Consider the following 18,913-nt stretch of genomic DNA (forward strand, 5'->3'; position numbering starts at 1 on the left):
TTGTGGGTTTTAGGCATTTATTTTCGGTGAACCCGCCCCTACAAGATTTATGTTCGGTGATGGAAAGATTATTTTAGTTGGGTGGGGGCGGGTTTAGGAGATTGTGGGTTTTAGGCATTTATTTTCGGTGAACCCGCCCCTACAAGATTTATGTTCGGTGATGGAAAGATTATTTTAGCGAACCGTGACTGTATAAGTCAGTTTAAAGGGTTTAAAATTAGCTTTTATTTTGGCTGTTCCGCTCAATTCAAGTTCGTAAATCCCAGCCTTGGGAAACACGATATCTGCTCCCGGTATTCCTTGATATTTTTCCGCAGAGATGGCTTTTAACGGCGGCTGCATCAGCGGTTTATCCCCTTGTTTACGCTCTTTCGGATAAACTGCTAATTTGCAATTACACTGCTCTAGTGGGATAATTTGACCGCCCCTGCGAGTTAGGGCAAACCACACTTTGGCAGGCTGTCCGGCGCGGGGATTGTGATTGGGTTCTAGGTGAAAGGTAGCGGCGACATCTCCCGATACTTCGACTTCGTGCGCCAAAACAGAAATTGAGTTGAACTGCGGCGCATTGGGAATTGTTGCTTCAATTAGCAATCCCAAAAAAACTAACAATCCCAAATTTTTACTTTTGTTTGACAGGCGAAACATAGAACTTCTCCAGTGATAAAATTGACCAAAAAAAGCGCGATCGCACGAACATAACTAACACCGCAATCACCGCTAACACGGCTGTCAGCAGTTGATTGTGCCAATTCCATTCAAAGCCGCCGAGATAGCGGGAACCGATGAGTGCGGCGTGTACAGCGCACAGCAGGAAAGCTGGAACGCTTAACAGGTGAAGCCTTCGCCACATTTTGCCTAAAAAATTTTGTATACGATCGACACTTGTAACCGCGGCCGGCAACATCAACAGTAGCGCCGTCATCCCCGCCGCCATTCCCAACTGATGCTGCGGCAACATGAAGGACACAGCATCAAAATTCCATTTCAGCGTATGATCCAGCATATGAAACGTGTGGGCGACTGCGAGGACAAACGCGCCCACACCCAAGGCGCGGCGGTAGCGCAACAGTTGCGGCAAAAACTTGCTAACCGGACGCGCCAACAGTGCTAGCATCAAGCACAGCAGCGCTGCGTGGCCCGTAAAATCAACCATTTCATCGGTTCGCAGCAAGGTAAGAATCCCGATCGCCACCGTCACCCACCCACCCGCACGAAACAGTTGACTGCGCTTGTCCGCGCTCAATCTGCCAGCAAAAAAACTCACTCCCAGCATAGTTGGCAAGGTGCCGAGTCCAAAAGCCAGCATCGTCGCCGCACCCAAAACCGAATTTCCCGTTTCCGCCGCCTTAATCTGCGCCGCGTATAGGAAACCGCAGGGAATCAAACCCCAAAGCAAACCCAAAGCAATTGGCACCCACCATTTTTTTTGTGCCGAAAGCTTGCTCATTGCTTGTCCGACTCGATCGTGCGACATTGGGTGCAGCAGCGGCAATCTCGGCAGCAAGTTCGGTTTAATTTGCACTACTCCGAACCAAATCAGCATCGTGCCCGTGAGAAGTGCGATCGCCCGCCGAAATTCGCTGCCCGTACCTGCCAAAAGTCCGCCAGCAATTAACACCGAACCCACTCCGCCAATTGCTGCACCCACCAAAGCGTAAGCAGCAATTCTCCCCAAATTTAGCAGCAAATGAAAGCGGAAAGCAGCTAATTTATCGTTGCGGGAATTAGAAAGAGAAAACGCCATTGTCAGCGGGCCGCACATCCCCGCGCAGTGACCGAAACTGCCGAGAAATCCCAAAATTGCAATTAGCAGCAGGTCTAGCATTTTGAGTTAGTAGTCAATCGATTTTAGATTTTAGATTTTAGATTAAAGAATTGACTTGCGCGAGATAAATGCTCTTTCTTGAGGATTTTCGATTTTCGATTTTGGATTGATTCCACGGATAAATGCGGGGGTTTGTACAACCTTTGAAATTCGTGGTCAAATTTATCTCCATCAGAGGGGCGGGTTTATTTATCCCCTGAGTAAGTTAGAAATATTTCTCGTGAAACCCGCCCCAACAGACTAATGACTAATGACTAATGACTGTTGACTAATGACTGTTGACTAATGACTAATGACTGTTGACTAATAACTACTTTTTTTCTGGATGCGCCGCAGCCGGCGAAGCTGCACCCATTTGATTGATGGTAGCAATTAGCTGATAAAGCCGCCCTAAATCCCGCTGGTTGAAATGCAAAACTAGGCGCGGCAGATCGAAAGTTGCATCTCCTATTTCCGGTTCCAAAGCTTGAGTTTTTTCAATTTTTCCGGTGACGACAATATCGCTAAAATCAGTATTTAGCCGATCGACATTCTCCTCAGAAAGCTCTGTTTTCAAACGAATTACCAGTTTTTCGCGCACGTAGCGGCAGGAGTGATAAACCAGATAAAAACTACCGATCGCCTCGCAAGCGACATTTACATCGTCAGTAATCGTATACAGGCTGCGATCGTTGACTGAAATCAAGCCCCGGCCCCGCAATTGTTTTTGCACAAAATAATTCCAATCGTGCCAATAATCTCCTCCGGGTCGATCGATCAATACCAAAGGAGCCGGCCCGAACTTGCCAGTTTGAGTCAAAGTCAGACACTCAAAAGCCTCGTCCAGAGTGCCAAAACCGCCCGGAAACAGAGCCAAAGCATCGCTCTCCCGGAGAAAAAATAACTTACGAGTGAAAAAATATTTAAAATTGAGCAATTTGGGATCGCCGGCAATGAAAGGATTAGAACTCTGCTCAAAAGGTAACTGAATGTTCAGCCCAAAAGAACCTTCAGCAGTCGCCCCCTCGTTCCCCGCCTGCATAATTCCCCCGCCGCCGCCAGTAATCACCATAAAACCCTGCTGGGCCATCGCCCGCGCAAAGTCTCTGGCCATCAAATATTCCACAGATTGCGGTGACACCCTCGCCGAACCAAAAATCACAATTTTGCGAACGTGGCGGTAAGGATAAAACATCTCAAAAGCGTTCTCCATATCTCGGAGCGACGCCGCAATAATTTTCCAGTCTAGCCGATCGAGATCCTCTCCGGCCATTTGCACTATAGTAGAGAGCGATCGTTCGATCCACTCAGAGTGCTTCAACTTTGGCAAGCGATCGAGCAACTCCATCACTTCAGCTTGGAGAGACTCAAAACCTTGACCATACCCAGAAGGAATCATGAATTTTTCCGAAACGGTAACAAATTGTCGCGACTAAAAATTAAGGGGCAAGCCAAAGTTAGAAGCCAATAGCCACCAGCAAATTGCTCTGCTGGGTACTAATAACTTTTCCCGTAGCTTAGCCCCGGTTCTGAAGCGAGTTAGCTTTCGCGGCCCACAAAGAACAGCGCGAAACCCCTCGCAGTTCAGTTAAATGTACTTTTCCAGAGTGTTGGCCAGAGTAGTTTTCGGAACTGCCCCAACTACCATATCCACACGTTGACCGCCCTTAAATATCATCAGCGTCGGAATGCTGCGGATACCGTATTGGCTGGCGACGTTAGGATTCTCGTCGGTATTAACTTTTACTACCTTGACCTGCCCTTCATATTGCTGGGCAATTTCGTCTACGACGGGCGCCACCATCCGACAGGGCCCGCACCAGGGAGCCCAAAAATCCACTAGAACTGGAACTTCGCTATCGAGCACTTCCTGCTTAAAGGTAGAGTCGGTTACTTGCGCGGCTGCTGACATCCCTAGCCATCCTTGTAAATACTATTTCTCGGATAACAAGTCTAGCAAAAAGTGTAACCACTTGCGTCAATCGATTTTAGATTTTAGATTTTAGATTTTAGATTTTAGATTTTAGATTTTAGAATTGACCCCACGGATAAATACGTTCGGCAAGTTTCCTCGGATACAGGTTTTTTATTTCACCAGTCCTGAGTCTGCTTTCGGTCAACGATTTCAAGAGAAGGCTTCTGAACGAAGAAGGAAGAGGGAAGACGGTAGAAGGAAGAAGGCACAAGGTTTCTGAGGATCGCGAATTAAATAACTTACAATTTTAATTGTTATTGTGGGATGGGCTCTTATAGCCCGTCTTTTTTGGACGGGCTATAAGAGCCCATCCCACTTTCAAGACTGGAAGTTATTTAATTCTCATTCCTTAAGGAACAAGGCACTGATGTTTCCCAAGGCAGAATGCACTTATGTAGAAAAAAAATTCTCCCACCCCCAGACTCTCCCCCTCTCCCCCTCTCCGGAGGTAAAAGCCTCAGTTGTGTATCTAGTAAGCAAGAGCCAAGATTTCCGGCAAAAAAGGAACCGCCCGAACAGTAGTCCGGGCGGAGTGTGGTGTGAGGAGTGAACGGAAACATGCGTCTCCGCTTCTTCTATTGTGACATCTCCTTCTCGATAATTCCACAATATTCTGTAAATTTCGAGACTGTGGAACAAATTTTGTCAAGGTATGCTGGTATTCGATCGGTAAATCTACTTACCCATGCCCAACTGCTGAGCTTTTTGATAGACTTTACCCTCAGTCAGCAGAGAAGGAGCAATTACCACTTCCACCTGCTGCATCTCCTTAAGATCCTTAGCGCCCAAGGTGCCCATGCTAGTTTTCAGAGCTCCGAGCAAGTTGTGCGTACCGTCATCTAGTACCGCAGGCCCGCGCAAAATTTGCTCCACAGTACCCGTAGTCCCCACGCGAATGCGAGTGCCCCGCGGCAAAACCGGGCTGGGAGTCGCCATCCCCCAGTGAAAGCCGCGGCCAGGAGCTTCGGCGGCCCTGGCAAAGGGCGAACCAATCATCACTGCATCGGCACCGCAGGCAATGCACTTGCAGATATCGCCGCCGGTAATTAAACCGCCGTCAGCAATCACCGACACGTATTTGCCAGTTTCGCGATAGTAGTCGTCCCGCGCGGCGGCGCAGTCTGCTACCGCTGTGGCTTGGGGAACGCCGACACCCAATACGCCCCTAGATGTGCAAGCAGCCCCCGGCCCAATGCCCACGAGAATGCCCGCAGCGCCAGTTTTCATTAAATTCAGGGCGACTTCGTAGGTGACGCAGTTGCCCAAAATTACTGGGATCGGCATCTCTTGACAGAATTTAGTTAAGTCTAGAGGTGCGATCGCTTCAGGGGAAAGGAAAGCTGTCGAGACTACTGTTGCTTGCACAAAAAATATATCGGCTCCCGATTCAGCAACCGCCCGGCCGTATTTGCTCGCAGCAGCCGGTGTACCGCTGACGGCGGCAATCCCTCCTCCAGCTTTAATTTCTTTAATTCTCAGGTCAATTAATTCTGGCTTGATGGGTTCGGCATAGAGTTGCTGCATCAGGGAAACAAATTCGTGGTTCCCCACACTGGCGATGCGCTCTAATATTGGCTGGGGGTCGGCATAGCGGGTTTGAATTCCTTCTAGGTTGAGCACGCCCATTGCTCCCAATTCCGACAGCAAAATCGCCATGCGGACATCGACTACTCCATCCATGGCGCTGGCGATGATCGGGATTTCTCGATCGATCCCGCCAATCTGCCACTTGGTATCTGCCAAACTCGGATCGAGGGTGCGCTGTCCGGGTACAAGCGCAATTTCATCTATGCCGTAAGCTCGGCGAGCGCTTTTGCCCCGCCCAATTTCAATATTCACGCTGTTTCACTTCCACAATGTATTTAAATTAGACTAACAAAAAGTTAGCCCGCCCGAGTTTAGCTATCGCACGGCTGTCTTTAAAAAAGCTCGGCACTGATTCTGATTGTATTCTGATTATATGAAATCGAAGGGGATACTTTTCCTCAGCAACGGGCACGGGGAAGACGCGATTAACTGTCAAATTCTCAAAGCTTTGAGAGCATCTGGCGCGGATGTTGATGTTTCGGCGATGCCGGTTGTCGGTGACCACGAATTTCTTCATGTGGTACCCGCCACGTGATTTATCCGTGGAATCAATCCAAAATCGAAAATCCTCAAGCCCCCGCATTTATCTCGCGCAAGTCAATCTAAAATCTAAAATCTAAAATCTAAAATCGATTGACGGGGCTGCTTACAGCCGATCGACCGTGCCAATTATTGGGCCCACCAGTCAAATGCCGTCTGGGGGAGTTTTTTACATGAATCCCCTGTTTTTCCTCAAAGATATTGGGGCGGGGCTGATTGCTTTGACTTGGCAGCAATTGCAAGCTGTTTGGACGCATTCGCGCCGCTGCGATTTGGTGGTGGCCACGTGGCCACTGGGGATATTGTCGCCGGGGCGATCGCCCATGCCAGCAACTGCCCCTATATAATTTTTCTGTCGGCTCATTCTAGTTATTACGAGGGGCGAGTCGATTTGGGTTTAATCTTGTGGCAGTTGCTTTGCTCAGAGAAATGTCTGGCCGTTTTTACTAGAGATGCTTTGACTGCTGCTGACTTAAACCGACAGGGTTTAAAGAAAGCTCAGTTTGTCGGCAATCCTGTCATGGACAACCTCAATTCTACGGGCAAAGATTTGCAGTTAATTCCCGCAGTTCGGACGATCGCCCTTCTCCCCGGTTCTCGCCTCCTGGAAGCCACTAACAACCTCGTTTTGCTCCTGGAACTGGTTAAAGAAATTGCTAGTAACTCTACTGTACCGATGCAGTTTCGGGCAGCTTTAGTTCCGACTTTGATGCCTGAATTAGATGATATTGCGGCGCGATCCGCATGGCAAATGCGATTTGTGAGAGTAAGAATGGTTTGCCAACTCATCTCCCCTCGCGACAATCATTTTCACGATTTCTGGATGTTTCTCAATATTGCGGCCGATTTCAAAAAAAGTTGCTTTAACTTGATAGCGGTCTAAGATATCTAAAAGCTGATTTGTATAGGGAGGATATGGCCCGTCCTCGTAGGTGAGGGCAACAACTTTCACTTCGGGATCGGCGCGGTTGATGCCGAAATAATTGTGAAATTTAGTAACTTTGATTAACAGCGATACTGCGAAAAATAACGCCATAGTGAAAAGCCGAAACTTTGGTAAATTTTTACCGATTCGCATAGCTGCACGCACTCGATCGAGAAGGAAAGTGAATGGTTGTCAGATTACCACAATTGGGGAGCTGAATCCTTAAGCTATTTTATCATTAATTATTATCCGTTCCGAAATTTTTCAGTTGGGGCGATCGCACAGTACCTAGACGCTTCAAGTGCCAGTACACTTGTACGCTACATATAATATAGCAATCCTAAATGATTCAGATAAATTTGTAGGGGTAGTGCTACCCCTACCCCCCGTGCCTACCCCCTATCTATCGGGCAACCACGGGGAGTAGGGGTCGGATTGCCCCTACAATAATTATGCAAATGATTTAGGATTGCTATATAGCGTAAGTAAGTCCAGAGCAAAAAAGCAATAATAAAAGATCGGAAGTTATAAGGGGTGTAAGGCAAGGATTTATATTCGCAGCGAGTTTACTGCTGCTCTCACCCGCTCCTAGCCATGTTATATTTATTGGTATACTTATTTTTTTTAGGCAGCAATAATTCCCAACATGATTTCACTGCCAGATATCACAATAGTCAGCCAAATCTACGAAAGTGCGAATTCCCTCGTATACCGAGGCATCCTCAAATCAAATCAGCAACCTTTGATTTTGAAACTCCTCAAAGAGGATTATCCCACACCAGCCGAACTCTACCGCTATCAGCAGGAATACGAAATCACTCGCCTTCTCAACCTAGAGGAAACGATTAAAGCCTACGAACTGCGAAAATACGATAACACACAACTCATGTTGTTGGAAGATTTTGGAGGAGAGTCCTTAAAAATCCTGCTGGATAGCCGTCCCTTGGGATTACCAGAGTTTCTCCACCTAGCCATCCAAATCACAGATGCGTTAGGCAAAGTTCATCAAAAAAAGGTCATTCACAAAGATATCAATCCATCTAACATTGTCTTGAATCCTCAAACAGGACAAATAAAAATCATTGACTTTGGCTTATCTACCATCCTATGCCAAGAGAATCCCAGCCTCACAAGTCCTAATCTTCTAGAAGGGACATTGGCTTATATATCTCCTGAACAAACAGGCAGGATGAACCGCTCACTAGACTACCGCACCGACTTTTATTCTCTCGGCGTTACTTTCTATGAACTGCTAACCAACCAGTTGCCTTTTGAATCCGTCGATGCACTTGAATTAGTCCATTGCCATATTGCCCAACAACCGAATTCACCTCATAAAATAAATCCAAGCATCCCCTTGAGTTTATCAGAAATTGTCATGAAATTAATGGCAAAAAACGCAGAATATAGATATCAGAGTGCTTGGGGAATTAAGGCCGATTTAAAAACTTGTCTGGCTCAATTGATAAATGGTAAATTTCAATCTTTTTTATTGGGATACCAAGATATTTCTCCTAAATTGCAACTCCCTCAAAAACTGTACGGAAGAGAATCACAGATTGAGTCATTATTGAGTGCATTTGATCGTGTAGCGTCGGGACAAGAAAAACAAGTAGGGGCTGGTTTAGCAAATAATCTGAGTAACCCAACGACAACTCAGTCACAAAATCTCTCCGTACAAGGACAAACTGAACTCATGCTAATTTCTGGATACTCTGGTATTGGGAAATCAGCTTTAGTTCAGCAATTGTATAAGCTCATCACTCAAAAAAGCGGCTACTTTATTGCAGGTAAATTTGACCAGTTGCAGCGCGATATTCCCTATCAAGCTTTAGTTGCTGCCTTCCAAGAATTGGTGCGACAACTACTCACAGAAACTCAAGGGCAATTACAACAGTGGCGAGAAAAGATTCGACGGGCATTAGGAAGCAATGGACAAATTATTATTGATGTCATTCCCGAAGTTGAACTGATTATTGGCAAACAGAATCCCGTCCCCGAATTACCCGCAACAGAAGCACGAAATCGGTTTAATTTAGCTTTTCAAAAATTTATTCAAGTTTTTTGCCAAAAAGAACATCCTCTCGTCCTATTTCTAGACGATCTTCAGTGGACAGACAGCGCTACGTTGCAATTGATCCAGTTGATAATGACAGATTTTACTACTCAATATCTGTTTGTAATCGGAGCTTATCGAGATAACGAAGTCACTGCAACTCATCCTGCAATGCTGACTTTATCTGAAATGAAAAAGCAGGGAGTAGTAATTAATCATCTCTCCCTTTCACCCTTAAATTTAAACCAGGTTAATGAATTCATTGCGGATACGCTGAAAACCGAGTGGGTTCCTACGCAAAGATTAGCCGAGTTGGTTTGGCAAAAAACACAAGGTAATCCTTTTTTTATTAAAGAGTTTTTCAAGTCACTTTATACAGAGCAATTGCTGACTTTTGATTTGAATGCTGGGGCTTGGCATTGGGATTTAGAGCAAATTATAACTAGGAATATTACTGATAACGTTGTTGAGTTCATGGCAGAGCAAATTCAAACCTTATCAGAATCTGCACAAAAAATTTTACGATTAGCCGCTTGCATTGGCAACCAATTTGATTTACTAACTCTTTCAATAATTAATGAAACTTCTCCAAAACAAACGGCTGATGAATTATGGAATGCCATTCAAGCAGGATTGATTTTACCCGTTGGGGATGATTACAAATTTCTGAAAACAAACAGAGAGGCGAATGACTTAAAAATTATTTATAAATTTGCTCACGATCGCATTCAGCAAGCCACCTATTCCCTAATTCCCCCTGACGACAAGCAAGCGGTTCACTGGAAAGTCGGGCAACTGTTGTTAGAAAATACCCCACCACAGGTACTCCAACAAAAGATTTTTGATATTGTCAATCAACTCAACTTCGGTATTGAAGCAATTGACATCGAGTTAGAAAAAGATAAACTTGCTCAATTAAATCTGATTGCTGGCAAAAAAGCGAAGGCATCAGCAGCTTGGAAACCCGCCTGGAATTACTTAATAATTGGTATAAATTGCTTGAGTGCAGATAGTTGGCTTTGTCAGTATGACCTAACTCTGGCACTGTATGTGGAAACAGTAGAAGCTGCTATCTTGAGTGGCCACGTTGAGGAAATGGAAAAATTGGCTGACATAGTGCTTCAACAAGCTACTTCATTGCTGGACAAAGTGAAAGTCTATGAAGTCAAGATTCAAGCCTATACAGCACAAAACAAACCGTTAGAAGCGATAGATACGGCACTTTCAGTATTAAAGTTGTTGGGTATCCGTTTTCCCAAAAAACCAACAAAATTAAATATTTTATTTGAACTGATGAAGACAAAGTTAAGTTTAGTAGGGAAGTCAGTTGAGGACTTAATCGACCTACCAGTGATGACTAATCCTGATAAACTGGCAGCAATGCGTATCCTATCAAGTATACTTTCTGCGGCCCATTTAGCCCGACCTGAATTGCTACCGTTAATTGCGTTTAAACAGGTCAATTTATCAATCAAATACGGAAATACTTCTGTGTCTTCTTGTGCCTATGCTACTTACGGACTAATTCTGTCTGGGGAAACCGTAGGAGACATTGAGACTGGTTATCAATTTGGGAAACTTGCTATCTTGCTCCTCGATAAGTTTAATACTAAAGAACTTACAGCCCGCACCATATTTATTGTTAATTACTTTGTCAAACATTGGAAAGAGCATCTTAGGGAAACTTTAAACCCTTTGCAGAATGCTTACTCGATCGCCCTAGAGACTGGAGACTTAGAATATGCAGCTTATTCAGTTTGTGTATACTGCTATCATTCTTATGTATTGGGGAAGGAATTGCCAGCAGTCGAGGCCGAAATGGCAATGTACAGTAATACCCTCAGCCAACTGAAGCAAGAAACATCATATTACTATAACCAACTCAATCGACAGGTTTTATTGAACTTGATGGGACAGGCTGAAGATAAATGCCGTTTAATCGGTGAAAACTATGACGAAACAACAATGTTACCCCTGCATCGAGAGGCGAATGCTCAAAATCTTTGTCGCTCGGTCTATTTTTACAAGCTATTTCTCTGCTATCTTTTTCAAGACTATCAGCAAGCTATAGAAAATGCTAAATCAGCAGAAAAATATAGCGATAGCGCTGTAGGTACTATTCCTCTCTACCATTTCTACAATTCTTTAGTTTATCTGGCTATCTATTCTGACGCACCAAAATCCGAGCAAAAACTCATCCTCCAGCAGGTGAAAGCCAATCAGAAAAATATCGAGAAATGGGCGGAGTTTGCTCCGATGACTCACCTCCATAAATTCTATCTAGTGGAGGCAGAGCGATATCGAGTTTTGGGGGAAAATGCTAGGGCGATCGACTACTACGATCGCGCCATTGCCTTAGCCAAAGAGCATGAGTACATCAACGAAGAGGCTTTGGCTAATGAACTGGCTGCCAAATTCTACCTCGCTTGGGGAAAAGAGCAAGTTGCCCGATCCTATATGACAAATGCTTACTACTGTTATTTACGTTGGGGTGCAACCGCTAAAATGACTGATTTGAAACAACAGTATCCAGAACTTTTAAAGCGCTTTACGAAAGCCAATTTTTCGGATAAATCGCGCAACATCCTGTCTGATACATCTAACAGCATTTCAGGTGAAACGCTGGATTTGGCAGCATTGATGAAAGCATCAGGGGCAATTGCCAGTGAAATTGAGCTAGATAAACTCCTCACCACTTTGATGAAAATCCTGCTGGAAAGCTGCGGCGCACAAACTGGCTATCTAATTTTAGATTCTCAAGGACAACTGCGAGTCGAAGCGTCAGGTGAGGCTAACTCAGATCGGGTGATGGTTTTGCAATCGACTCCTATAGAAACCTGCCTGCCTTTGTCGATTATTCACTATGTTGAAAGGACTCAGGAAGGATTGATTGAAAACAATGTTGCCCGTGAAGGCAGATTTACCCAAGATGCTTATATCAAAACACAGCAGCCCAAGTCTATCCTGTGCGCGCCTCTGATCAATCAAGGGCAATTAATTGGAATTGTTTACTTGGAAAATAATTTAGCAGATGGGGTTTTTACACCCGATCGCCTGGAACTAATTAAACTGCTGTCAAGTCAAGCGGCGATCGCCCTTACCAACGCTACACTCTACACCCAAGTACAATCCACCCAAAATCGCCTGAATAAATTCCTCAATGCTATACCTCTAGGCATCTCCGTTCACGACGCCAAAGGACAACTGGTTTACGCCAATCCAGTTTCACAGCAGTTACTGAATATTCAAGATTTACCAAAAGCCCAAATCGAGCAACTCTCAAAAACCTATCACATTTATCGGGCAGGGACAGGGGAGATATATCCAGTCGAACAGTTGCCCCTGGTGCGATCGCTTGGCGGTGAAAAAGCTCAGGCGGATGACTTGGAACTCCACCACAGCGACGGGAGCATTTTTGTAGAAGCAACGAGTACGCCAATTTTCAATGAGACGGGTAATGTAGAGTACGCGATCGCAGCTTTTCAAGATATTAGCGATCGCAAGCAAGCGGAAAAAACGCTGATCGAAAATGTCCGCTTAGAACAGGAAATTAGTGAGCGCAAAAAAGTTGAAGCAGAACTCGAACGAGCCAAAGAAGCAGCCGTTGCCGCCAACCTCGCCAAAAGCATTTTCCTTGCCAACATGAGCCACGAATTGCGAACTCCCATGAATGCCATTCTGGGTTTTTCGCAACTGATGAATCAGGATACCAATCTGTTAACTGAACAAAAAGAGAACCTTAACATCATTCAGCGCAGTGGAGAGCATTTATTATCTCTAATTAATCAGGTGCTTGACCTTTCCAAAGTTGAAGCGGGACGCATGACGCTATCTAAAAATAATTTGAACATTCATCATTTTTTAGCTGAAATTGAGGATATGTTTGCCTTAAAAGCCACCGCTCAAAGCTTAGATTTACGATTTGAATGTGCTGCCGATGTTCCTAAATATATCTACGCTGATGAAATTAAGTTGCGGCAAGTGCTGATTAATTTAATCAGTAATGCCGTTAAGTTTACCGCTTCGGGAAGCGTGTATTTAAAAGTAAAAAACAAACAGGTAAAAACCCCAATAGAAGCCGAAACTAAAACAACCAACAACCCACAATCAACAACCATTACCTTTGAAGTAAAAGATACGGGAATTGGCATTGCAGTAGAGGAAATGGAGAATCTATTCAAACCCTTCGTGCAAACAGCATCCGGTCAAAAAGTGCAGCAAGGAACCGGATTAGGACTGACGATTAGCCGTCAATTTGTCCGCTTGATGGGAGGTGAAATAACAGTCATTAGTCACGGTAAAGTTTTCACCCCTGGAATTCCTCTCAAGGAATTTTTTGAAGACACAACGGGTACAACATTTAAATTTGACATTCCTGTGGGCATCGCTGATGCCAGCACAATTCAAAATCAACCCCAAAGTCGTCGCGTCGTTGCGCTAGCGCCTAACCAACCCCAATATCGCATCCTCGTGGTGGACGATCGAGATTACAATCGCCAACTGTTAGTTAAACTCCTCAAACCTGTTGGTTTTGAAGTGCAAGAAGCGAGTAACGGTATTGAAGCGCTTGAAATTTGGGATTCCTACTCACCCCATCTGATCTGGATGGACATGAGAATGCCCGTTATGGATGGTTATGAAGCCACGAAACACATTAAAGGCACTATCAAAGGTCAAGCTACTGCTGTTATTGCTATTACTGCTAGCGTGTGGGAAGAAGAAAAGGCTGTTATTTTATCGGCGGGCTGCGATGATTTTGTGCGAAAACCGTTCCACACAGAAGCCATCTTTGACATCATGGCTAAACATTTGGGCGTCCTTTATATTTATCAGGAGCAAGAGCTACCCTCTCCCACTTCTAATGTGACTGGAGAACCGTTAAATTTCACGGATTTATTAGCAGCGATGTCAAAAGAATGGATAGTAAAATTATATGAAGCAGCTATTGACGCTGATGCGGAATTAGTTTGTCAACTCCTAGAGGAGATTCCTGAATCTCGCGCTTTCGAGCTTCAAACTCTTAGAAATTGGGTGACGAGGTTTCAGTTTGAGAAGATTCTCGATTTAACTGAATCCTTGGTTGGTGAATGATGATATTTTTAGGAATTACACACGGGTGGTCAGAAACCGGGTTTTTTTACGATAATACTTGGTTACAGTCCCTAGATTCGCTAAAAAACCCGGTTTCTAGGCGTCGGAGTGCGTAAATCCTGACGAAAAGACGCGTTGCAGCCCGTTGATTCGCTAATAAACCCGGTTTCTTGGGTAAGATTGCGTAAGCCCCGTTTATCCTATTTGATAGCACGGGGTTGGTTCTGTTGCATCATTGACTTTAATGCCGACTGTTTCAAGTCTGTAAGGTCGCGGATGGTAATTGAGCAACCGTCTCCCAATTTAACAGCAGTGAAATAATAGCATTTGCCCAGGTAATCACTTTCTAGATGAACCTCTCCTTCAAGCGATTCTCCAGTCTCAACAACTTCTACTAATAAATCAAAGACTCCGGGACTCAATTGATTAAACAGTTTTTTCAGCACGGGTTCCCCCGCGAGTTCTGTTCGTTTTTTCCCTAAGAGTCTGGCAAAGACAGGGTTAACTACCAGGCAGCGAAAATCTTCAATTTCTCCAGCGATATCTCCCCTCACCGCCTGCACTGCGGCTATTCCATCCAGAGATGAATTTAGCAAATTTGCCAGCAGGCTGCGAGATTGGTAGGCAATTTCTGCGGTTTGCTGGTGTCGCTCGATTGCTTCTTTAAGCTGGCGTTTTTGCTGCTGGATAGTTACCTGAGTATCGAGCCTAACTAGCACTTCTTCCGGCTCAAAAGGTTTAGATATATAGTCAACTCCTCCTACCTTAAAAGCTTTGACTTTATCAAATACTTGGTCAAGTGCGCTTAAGAAAATAATCGGAATTTCTGAGGTATTTTCATCTGATTTGAGGGCTTCGCAGACTTGATAGCCGTCTATGTCTGGCATTTTTATATCCAGCAATATAGCATCGGGGGGATGATTGCGAACTGTTCTCAAGGCCATCGCACCATTGGTTACGCAGCGAACTTTATACCCATTTTTAGTGAGAATTTCTGTTAGAAAACGCAGGTTCTCTGGGAGGTCATCAACAATTAAGATGTTACCTTTGGGAGTTTCTAATTGATTGATGTCACTTGTTTCAGCCGCAGCCATCGCCATAAGTTTGCCTTCGCCTTTGGCATCGGCGAGCTCACTTGTGGTGTTTTGCTTCTCTAGCAGAGAGCGAAAGTTATTCTTCGTAACTTTTTCTCCCATTACGTCTGAAAGGCGCTGCCACAGGATGGCTGCTAAATCTTTGATATGTCCTATGCTGAGGTACAAGCTGTCAGCAACAGCACTATAAGTTGTGTTTTTCCAAGCAGCTTTTAAGATTTCCTGCTCGAGAAAATTTAACGGTTTACTGGTTTTGGACTCTAAGGCTGATTCTAGAAATTCTAGTGCTTCTTCAAAAGTCATATACAAATCTATCTCATCGGGTAAGGTTTTTCTGTTTTGCACCCTAGCTTTGAGTTATACACCGTAGTAACTCGGTGGAGAAATTCCTAATAGTTATTATGACAGACTTATTGACACTTACGCTCCTGGACGATCGCCCCCAATCCTCATTTTACCTTGTCGAAGCAAAAGTAGCGATCGCGCCCGCTTAATTCTTTGTGAGGGCGATCGGCTTAAACCCTTGTCATTACAAGGCTTTTAAGTTGCTTGTCACCCCCTCGACGCCTACGACATCGACTCTTTGACATATATAAAGCTGTTAACAAATCTGAAAAACGGGTTCATTTTTCATAAATCTGAGTTCGCTACCTAGCGGACAACCGTATAACTCACTACCAAGCCTTGTCTTGATCCAAAAGACAAGCCTCTATTAGTTTTTATATGGTCATGGAAAAATATCAGCCGATTAGCGCCGACAATTTCATTCATTTTCAGTATTATCACTGATGTATTTTAGCGCGTGATAGTGTAATTATCACTCAGAAATATGCCCATTAGGCAAAGATCCGACTTTTCCGACTTTACGATCCGACTTTTCCGACTTGCTTTATGCCAACATCCCAAACATACTATTAATAGCATCTACCAAAAGACAGATAACAGTACAAGTCATGCTGTCGATCTGCTCCATCTAAAGATAGATAGTAAAACCAGGGCGATCGACTTTTCCGACTTTACGATCCGACTTTTCCGACTGACAGGGGTAGGGGAGGGGAGCGATGATAGAGATATGGAAAGGATACAGCCTCAAGAAAAAGCATTGCATCATTTTGGGATGAATCTTGTAGGGTCGATCGAAGATTCCGCCGGAAAAATAAGGGTTTTCAGCTTTGATAAAATTCAAAACCATCCCGCAAATATGCAACGCTCTTTTTGAAAGGTGCGGAAAGATTGGGAGGAAAGTGGGTGCACTTAGCTGTTTTCCAAGTCAAAGCGATCGCTCCGTTAACACAACAGCAATAGCATAATTCACCTATTGCTTAACAAAACCATCCAACAATAGCAACGTGCCGGAATAGGCTGCGGTTGGAGCAGAAATTAGCCTCGATCGGAACCCCTGTTAATTGAACGCACAAATTATCTAATGACAGGAGTATGACCATTCTTAACTACAACGAAACCACCTACCTGCAAGAAAATCCCGACGTGGCACAAGCCGTAGCTTCAGGCATTATTCCCAACGGCTTCGAGCATTGGGTAAAGTTTGGTTTTATTGAAAAAAGAAACCCACAAATTTCCTTCAACGAGCAATTTTATCTAGATGCTAACCCCCAGGTAGCAGCAGCAGTTGCCAACGGTAGTTTCTCAAGCGGATTTGAACATTATGCGCGGTTTGGAGCGGCTGAAGGTCGAGCTCCCGTTGCCAGTACCACACCCACAGGATCTCAACTTCAAGAAATCTTAAAACGCGGGTTTGTGCGGGTTGCAGTTAACGAAGATGCGATCGGATTTAGCAACCGAGAAGCCGACGGTTCATTTAGCGGGATTGGCATTGATTTTAGTCGCGCCATTGCCACTGCTTTGTTTGGGAACCCGAATGCAGTAGAATTCGCAGTCGTCAAAGCCGGTGAAGACTTTAACAGTGTTGCCAGTGGCGCAGTGGATATCGCCGCTACTTTGCCCACTCAATCTGTGCTCCGCGATGCCAGTTTAGGAGTAGATTATTCGCCTACCGTTTTCTTCGACACTCAAGCGGTATTGGTGCGCGGTAATAGTGGAATTAGTTCTGTTGAGCAGTTATCAGGAACAACCATCGGCGTATTAGCAGGAACGCGCTCTGGGCAAAATTTAATAGATGCCGCCCAACGTGCCGGAATCGCCCTCAACATCCAAACTTTCCCCTCACAAGATGCTCTGTTTGGCGCTTACGATGCGGGACAAATCGGTGCAGTTTCGATTAATCGCGGGGTGCTGAGCAATCGCATTCCCACCTTATCCAATCCAGGAAATCAAGTCATTCTGAATGAAGCCATTTCTAAAGAGCCTTTAGCACTCATCGTGCCGGAAAATCAGTCTGAATGGGCTGATGTGGTGCGGTGGGCGGTCAACGCTCCCATCCAAGCCGAATTCTTTGGCATTAACTCCCAGAATGTGAATGAATTTCTTGATGGAAATTCTGCCAGTAAGCGCTTTTTAGGCGTGGAAGGGAATTTAGGAGAATCTCTGGGACTCAAAAATGATTTTGCCTTGAAAGTTATCCAACAAATTGGTAATTACGAAGAGATTTACAATCGCAATTTCAATCCCGAAGTGCTGCCGCGCCAGCTCAATGAACTAATGTTTGTCGAACCTGGGGGACTGCTTTATTATCCACCCTTTTCGGGGACTGACGAATTAAGTGTACCCTTAGTAAATAACGACAACCGCAACGTTTTACAGGAAGTTTTAGACCGGGGGTTCGTGCGCGTTGGGGTGAGAAATGATGCACCTGGACTCGGTTTTGCTGACCCCAACGGCAATTTAACCGGATTTGATGTGGATTTGGGTCGGGGACTAGCAGCTTCCCTATTTGGCGACCCCAACGCAGTGGAATTCGTGATTCAGAAAACGGGTGCTCAGCGCTTCAGCGATGTCGCCAATGGCATTGTTGATGTAACTAGCCGTAACGCCACCCACAACCTCAAACGGGATGCTTTGCTGGGGGTAGATTTTGCCCCCATTAATACTTACGATGCTCAATTTGTAGTAACACCAACCGCCAGCGGAATTACCTCTTTTGAACAGCTTGCAGGTCGCCGAATTGGCGTGACTGCAAATACCACTTCTGAGGCAACTCTGCGAGAAAAGTTGAGTGCTTCGGGCATTAATGCGGAAATCGTAGCCTTAGATAGCTTCCAGACTCTATTTGATAGTTATATCAAGGGCGAATTGGATGCGATCACCGGCGATGGAGGTCTGATTATCTCTCGTCTTCTCACCTTACCCCCAGACCAGCGAGACCAGCATCAGCCCTTTCCAGAAGTCTTGGGAGAGGAGCCTTTAGCAATGGTGGTGGACGATAATCAATCCCAGTGGAAGGATGTGGTTTCTGGAGTTACTTATTCTCTTTATGAAGCGTTAGAACTGGGTTTAACTTCGGAAAATGTACGCCAGGAAATCAATAGCTCAGATCCAGTTGTCCGCCGCTTTTTGGGAGTGGAAGGAAATGTGGGTGAAAGTCTGGGTTTGTCGAATAATTTTGCTTTGAATGCGATTTCCGCAGTGGGGAACTATAGCGAGATGACTAACCGAAACTTCCCGGGTATTCCTGTTAGCCCTTTTGAAGCGCCTTATACCGAGGGCGGTGTCTTGTTCTCGGTTCCTTTTGCTTAATTGGCTTGAATCGGGGTGATTCATGAATCACCCTGACAACAATAAACCTTGAATATTGGCTAACGACACTGAATCCAATCTTTAGCCGGATAAATACTCAGACTAGACTCAGCTAGATGTTTGCGGGATTTGGGTGCAACGAAAAAAGTAACACAAAAATGTTTCTTCACATCTATCTTTCACC

Annotated in this window: 12 protein-coding genes; 5 read left to right on the top strand and 7 right to left on the bottom strand. The window is 44.9% G+C overall.

Annotated elements, in window-relative coordinates:
• Positions 1–174: 174 nt before the first annotated feature.
• The 5 genes from QUA50_RS17250 to QUA50_RS17270 all read right to left on the bottom strand — a co-directional run bounded on the left by QUA50_RS17250 (position 175) and on the right by QUA50_RS17270 (position 5,621).
• Positions 175–648, bottom strand: coding sequence for a hypothetical protein (locus tag QUA50_RS17250; RefSeq protein WP_333265260.1), 474 nt, complete (start codon positions 646–648; stop codon positions 175–177).
• Positions 623–1,828: an urease accessory protein UreH domain-containing protein gene (locus QUA50_RS17255; protein WP_333265259.1), complete on the bottom strand. Its 1,206-nt coding sequence runs from the start codon at positions 1,826–1,828 to the stop codon at positions 623–625. Before QUA50_RS17255 ends, QUA50_RS17250 begins: the two co-directional genes overlap by 26 nt.
• Before the next feature lie 310 nt (positions 1,829–2,138).
• Complete coding sequence (locus tag QUA50_RS17260) at positions 2,139–3,206, bottom strand: LOG family protein (RefSeq protein WP_333057334.1); 1,068 nt, start codon at positions 3,204–3,206, stop codon at positions 2,139–2,141.
• Between the two features lie 189 nt (positions 3,207–3,395).
• Entirely contained in the window at positions 3,396–3,719 is a 324-nt protein-coding gene (gene trxA, locus QUA50_RS17265; protein WP_006631199.1) for a thioredoxin, read from the bottom strand.
• 738 nt (positions 3,720–4,457) lie between these two features.
• Positions 4,458–5,621, bottom strand: coding sequence for a GuaB3 family IMP dehydrogenase-related protein (locus tag QUA50_RS17270; protein WP_333057335.1), 1,164 nt, complete (start codon positions 5,619–5,621; stop codon positions 4,458–4,460).
• A 121-nt stretch (positions 5,622–5,742) separates the two neighbouring features.
• Here QUA50_RS17270 and QUA50_RS17275 point away from each other — a divergent pair, with 121 nt between their 5' ends.
• Both QUA50_RS17275 and QUA50_RS17280 read left to right on the top strand, forming a co-directional pair.
• Complete coding sequence (locus tag QUA50_RS17275) at positions 5,743–5,904, top strand: hypothetical protein (RefSeq protein ID WP_333057336.1); 162 nt, start codon at positions 5,743–5,745, stop codon at positions 5,902–5,904.
• Between the two features lie 127 nt (positions 5,905–6,031).
• Complete coding sequence (locus tag QUA50_RS17280) at positions 6,032–6,256, top strand: hypothetical protein (protein WP_333057337.1); 225 nt, start codon at positions 6,032–6,034, stop codon at positions 6,254–6,256.
• A gap of 371 nt (positions 6,257–6,627) precedes the next feature.
• Here QUA50_RS17280 and QUA50_RS17285 read toward each other — a convergent pair whose 3' ends face one another.
• Positions 6,628–6,987: a polysaccharide deacetylase family protein gene (locus QUA50_RS17285; protein WP_333057338.1), complete on the bottom strand. Its 360-nt coding sequence runs from the start codon at positions 6,985–6,987 to the stop codon at positions 6,628–6,630.
• Positions 6,988–7,480: 493 nt separating this feature from the next.
• Here QUA50_RS17285 and QUA50_RS17290 point away from each other — a divergent pair, with 493 nt between their 5' ends.
• Complete coding sequence (locus tag QUA50_RS17290; RefSeq protein WP_333265258.1) at positions 7,481–13,981, top strand: AAA family ATPase; 6,501 nt, start codon at positions 7,481–7,483, stop codon at positions 13,979–13,981.
• A gap of 200 nt (positions 13,982–14,181) precedes the next feature.
• On the opposite strand, the gene QUA50_RS17295 is transcribed toward QUA50_RS17290, so the two are convergent.
• A complete protein-coding gene (locus tag QUA50_RS17295; RefSeq protein WP_333265257.1) occupies positions 14,182–15,420 on the bottom strand; it encodes a response regulator in 1,239 nt (412 codons plus the stop codon).
• A 484-nt stretch (positions 15,421–15,904) separates the two neighbouring features.
• Here QUA50_RS17295 and QUA50_RS17300 point away from each other — a divergent pair, with 484 nt between their 5' ends.
• Positions 15,905–16,294 (top strand): hypothetical protein, encoded by a 390-nt coding sequence (locus tag QUA50_RS17300; protein WP_333265256.1) that lies wholly within the window; start codon positions 15,905–15,907, stop codon positions 16,292–16,294.
• A 218-nt stretch (positions 16,295–16,512) separates the two neighbouring features.
• Positions 16,513–18,729, top strand: a complete 2,217-nt coding sequence (locus tag QUA50_RS17305; RefSeq protein WP_333265255.1) for a transporter substrate-binding domain-containing protein — start codon at positions 16,513–16,515, stop codon at positions 18,727–18,729.
• The last annotated feature ends 184 nt before the right edge of the window (positions 18,730–18,913 follow it).

It is taken from the genome of Microcoleus sp. M2_D5 (assembly GCF_036701935.1).
Lineage (GTDB): Bacteria > Cyanobacteriota > Cyanobacteriia > Cyanobacteriales > Microcoleaceae > Microcoleus.

What these genes read in the sequence shown, in the direction of transcription:
- QUA50_RS17250 (WP_333265260.1), bottom strand. Translation starts at nt 648, where the DNA reads ATGTTTCGCCTGTCAAACAAAAGTAAAAATTTGGGATTGTTAGTTTTT.
- QUA50_RS17255 (WP_333265259.1), bottom strand. Translation starts at nt 1,828, where the DNA reads ATGCTAGACCTGCTGCTAATTGCAATTTTGGGATTTCTCGGCAGTTTC.
- QUA50_RS17260 (WP_333057334.1), bottom strand. Translation starts at nt 3,206, where the DNA reads ATGATTCCTTCTGGGTATGGTCAAGGTTTTGAGTCTCTCCAAGCTGAA.
- trxA (WP_006631199.1), bottom strand. Translation starts at nt 3,719, where the DNA reads ATGTCAGCAGCCGCGCAAGTAACCGACTCTACCTTTAAGCAGGAAGTG.
- QUA50_RS17275 (WP_333057336.1), top strand. Translation starts at nt 5,743, where the DNA reads ATGAAATCGAAGGGGATACTTTTCCTCAGCAACGGGCACGGGGAAGAC.
- QUA50_RS17285 (WP_333057338.1), bottom strand. Translation starts at nt 6,987, where the DNA reads ATGCGAATCGGTAAAAATTTACCAAAGTTTCGGCTTTTCACTATGGCG.
- QUA50_RS17290 (WP_333265258.1), top strand. Translation starts at nt 7,481, where the DNA reads ATGATTTCACTGCCAGATATCACAATAGTCAGCCAAATCTACGAAAGT.
- QUA50_RS17300 (WP_333265256.1), top strand. Translation starts at nt 15,905, where the DNA reads ATGCCCATTAGGCAAAGATCCGACTTTTCCGACTTTACGATCCGACTT.
- QUA50_RS17305 (WP_333265255.1), top strand. Translation starts at nt 16,513, where the DNA reads ATGACCATTCTTAACTACAACGAAACCACCTACCTGCAAGAAAATCCC.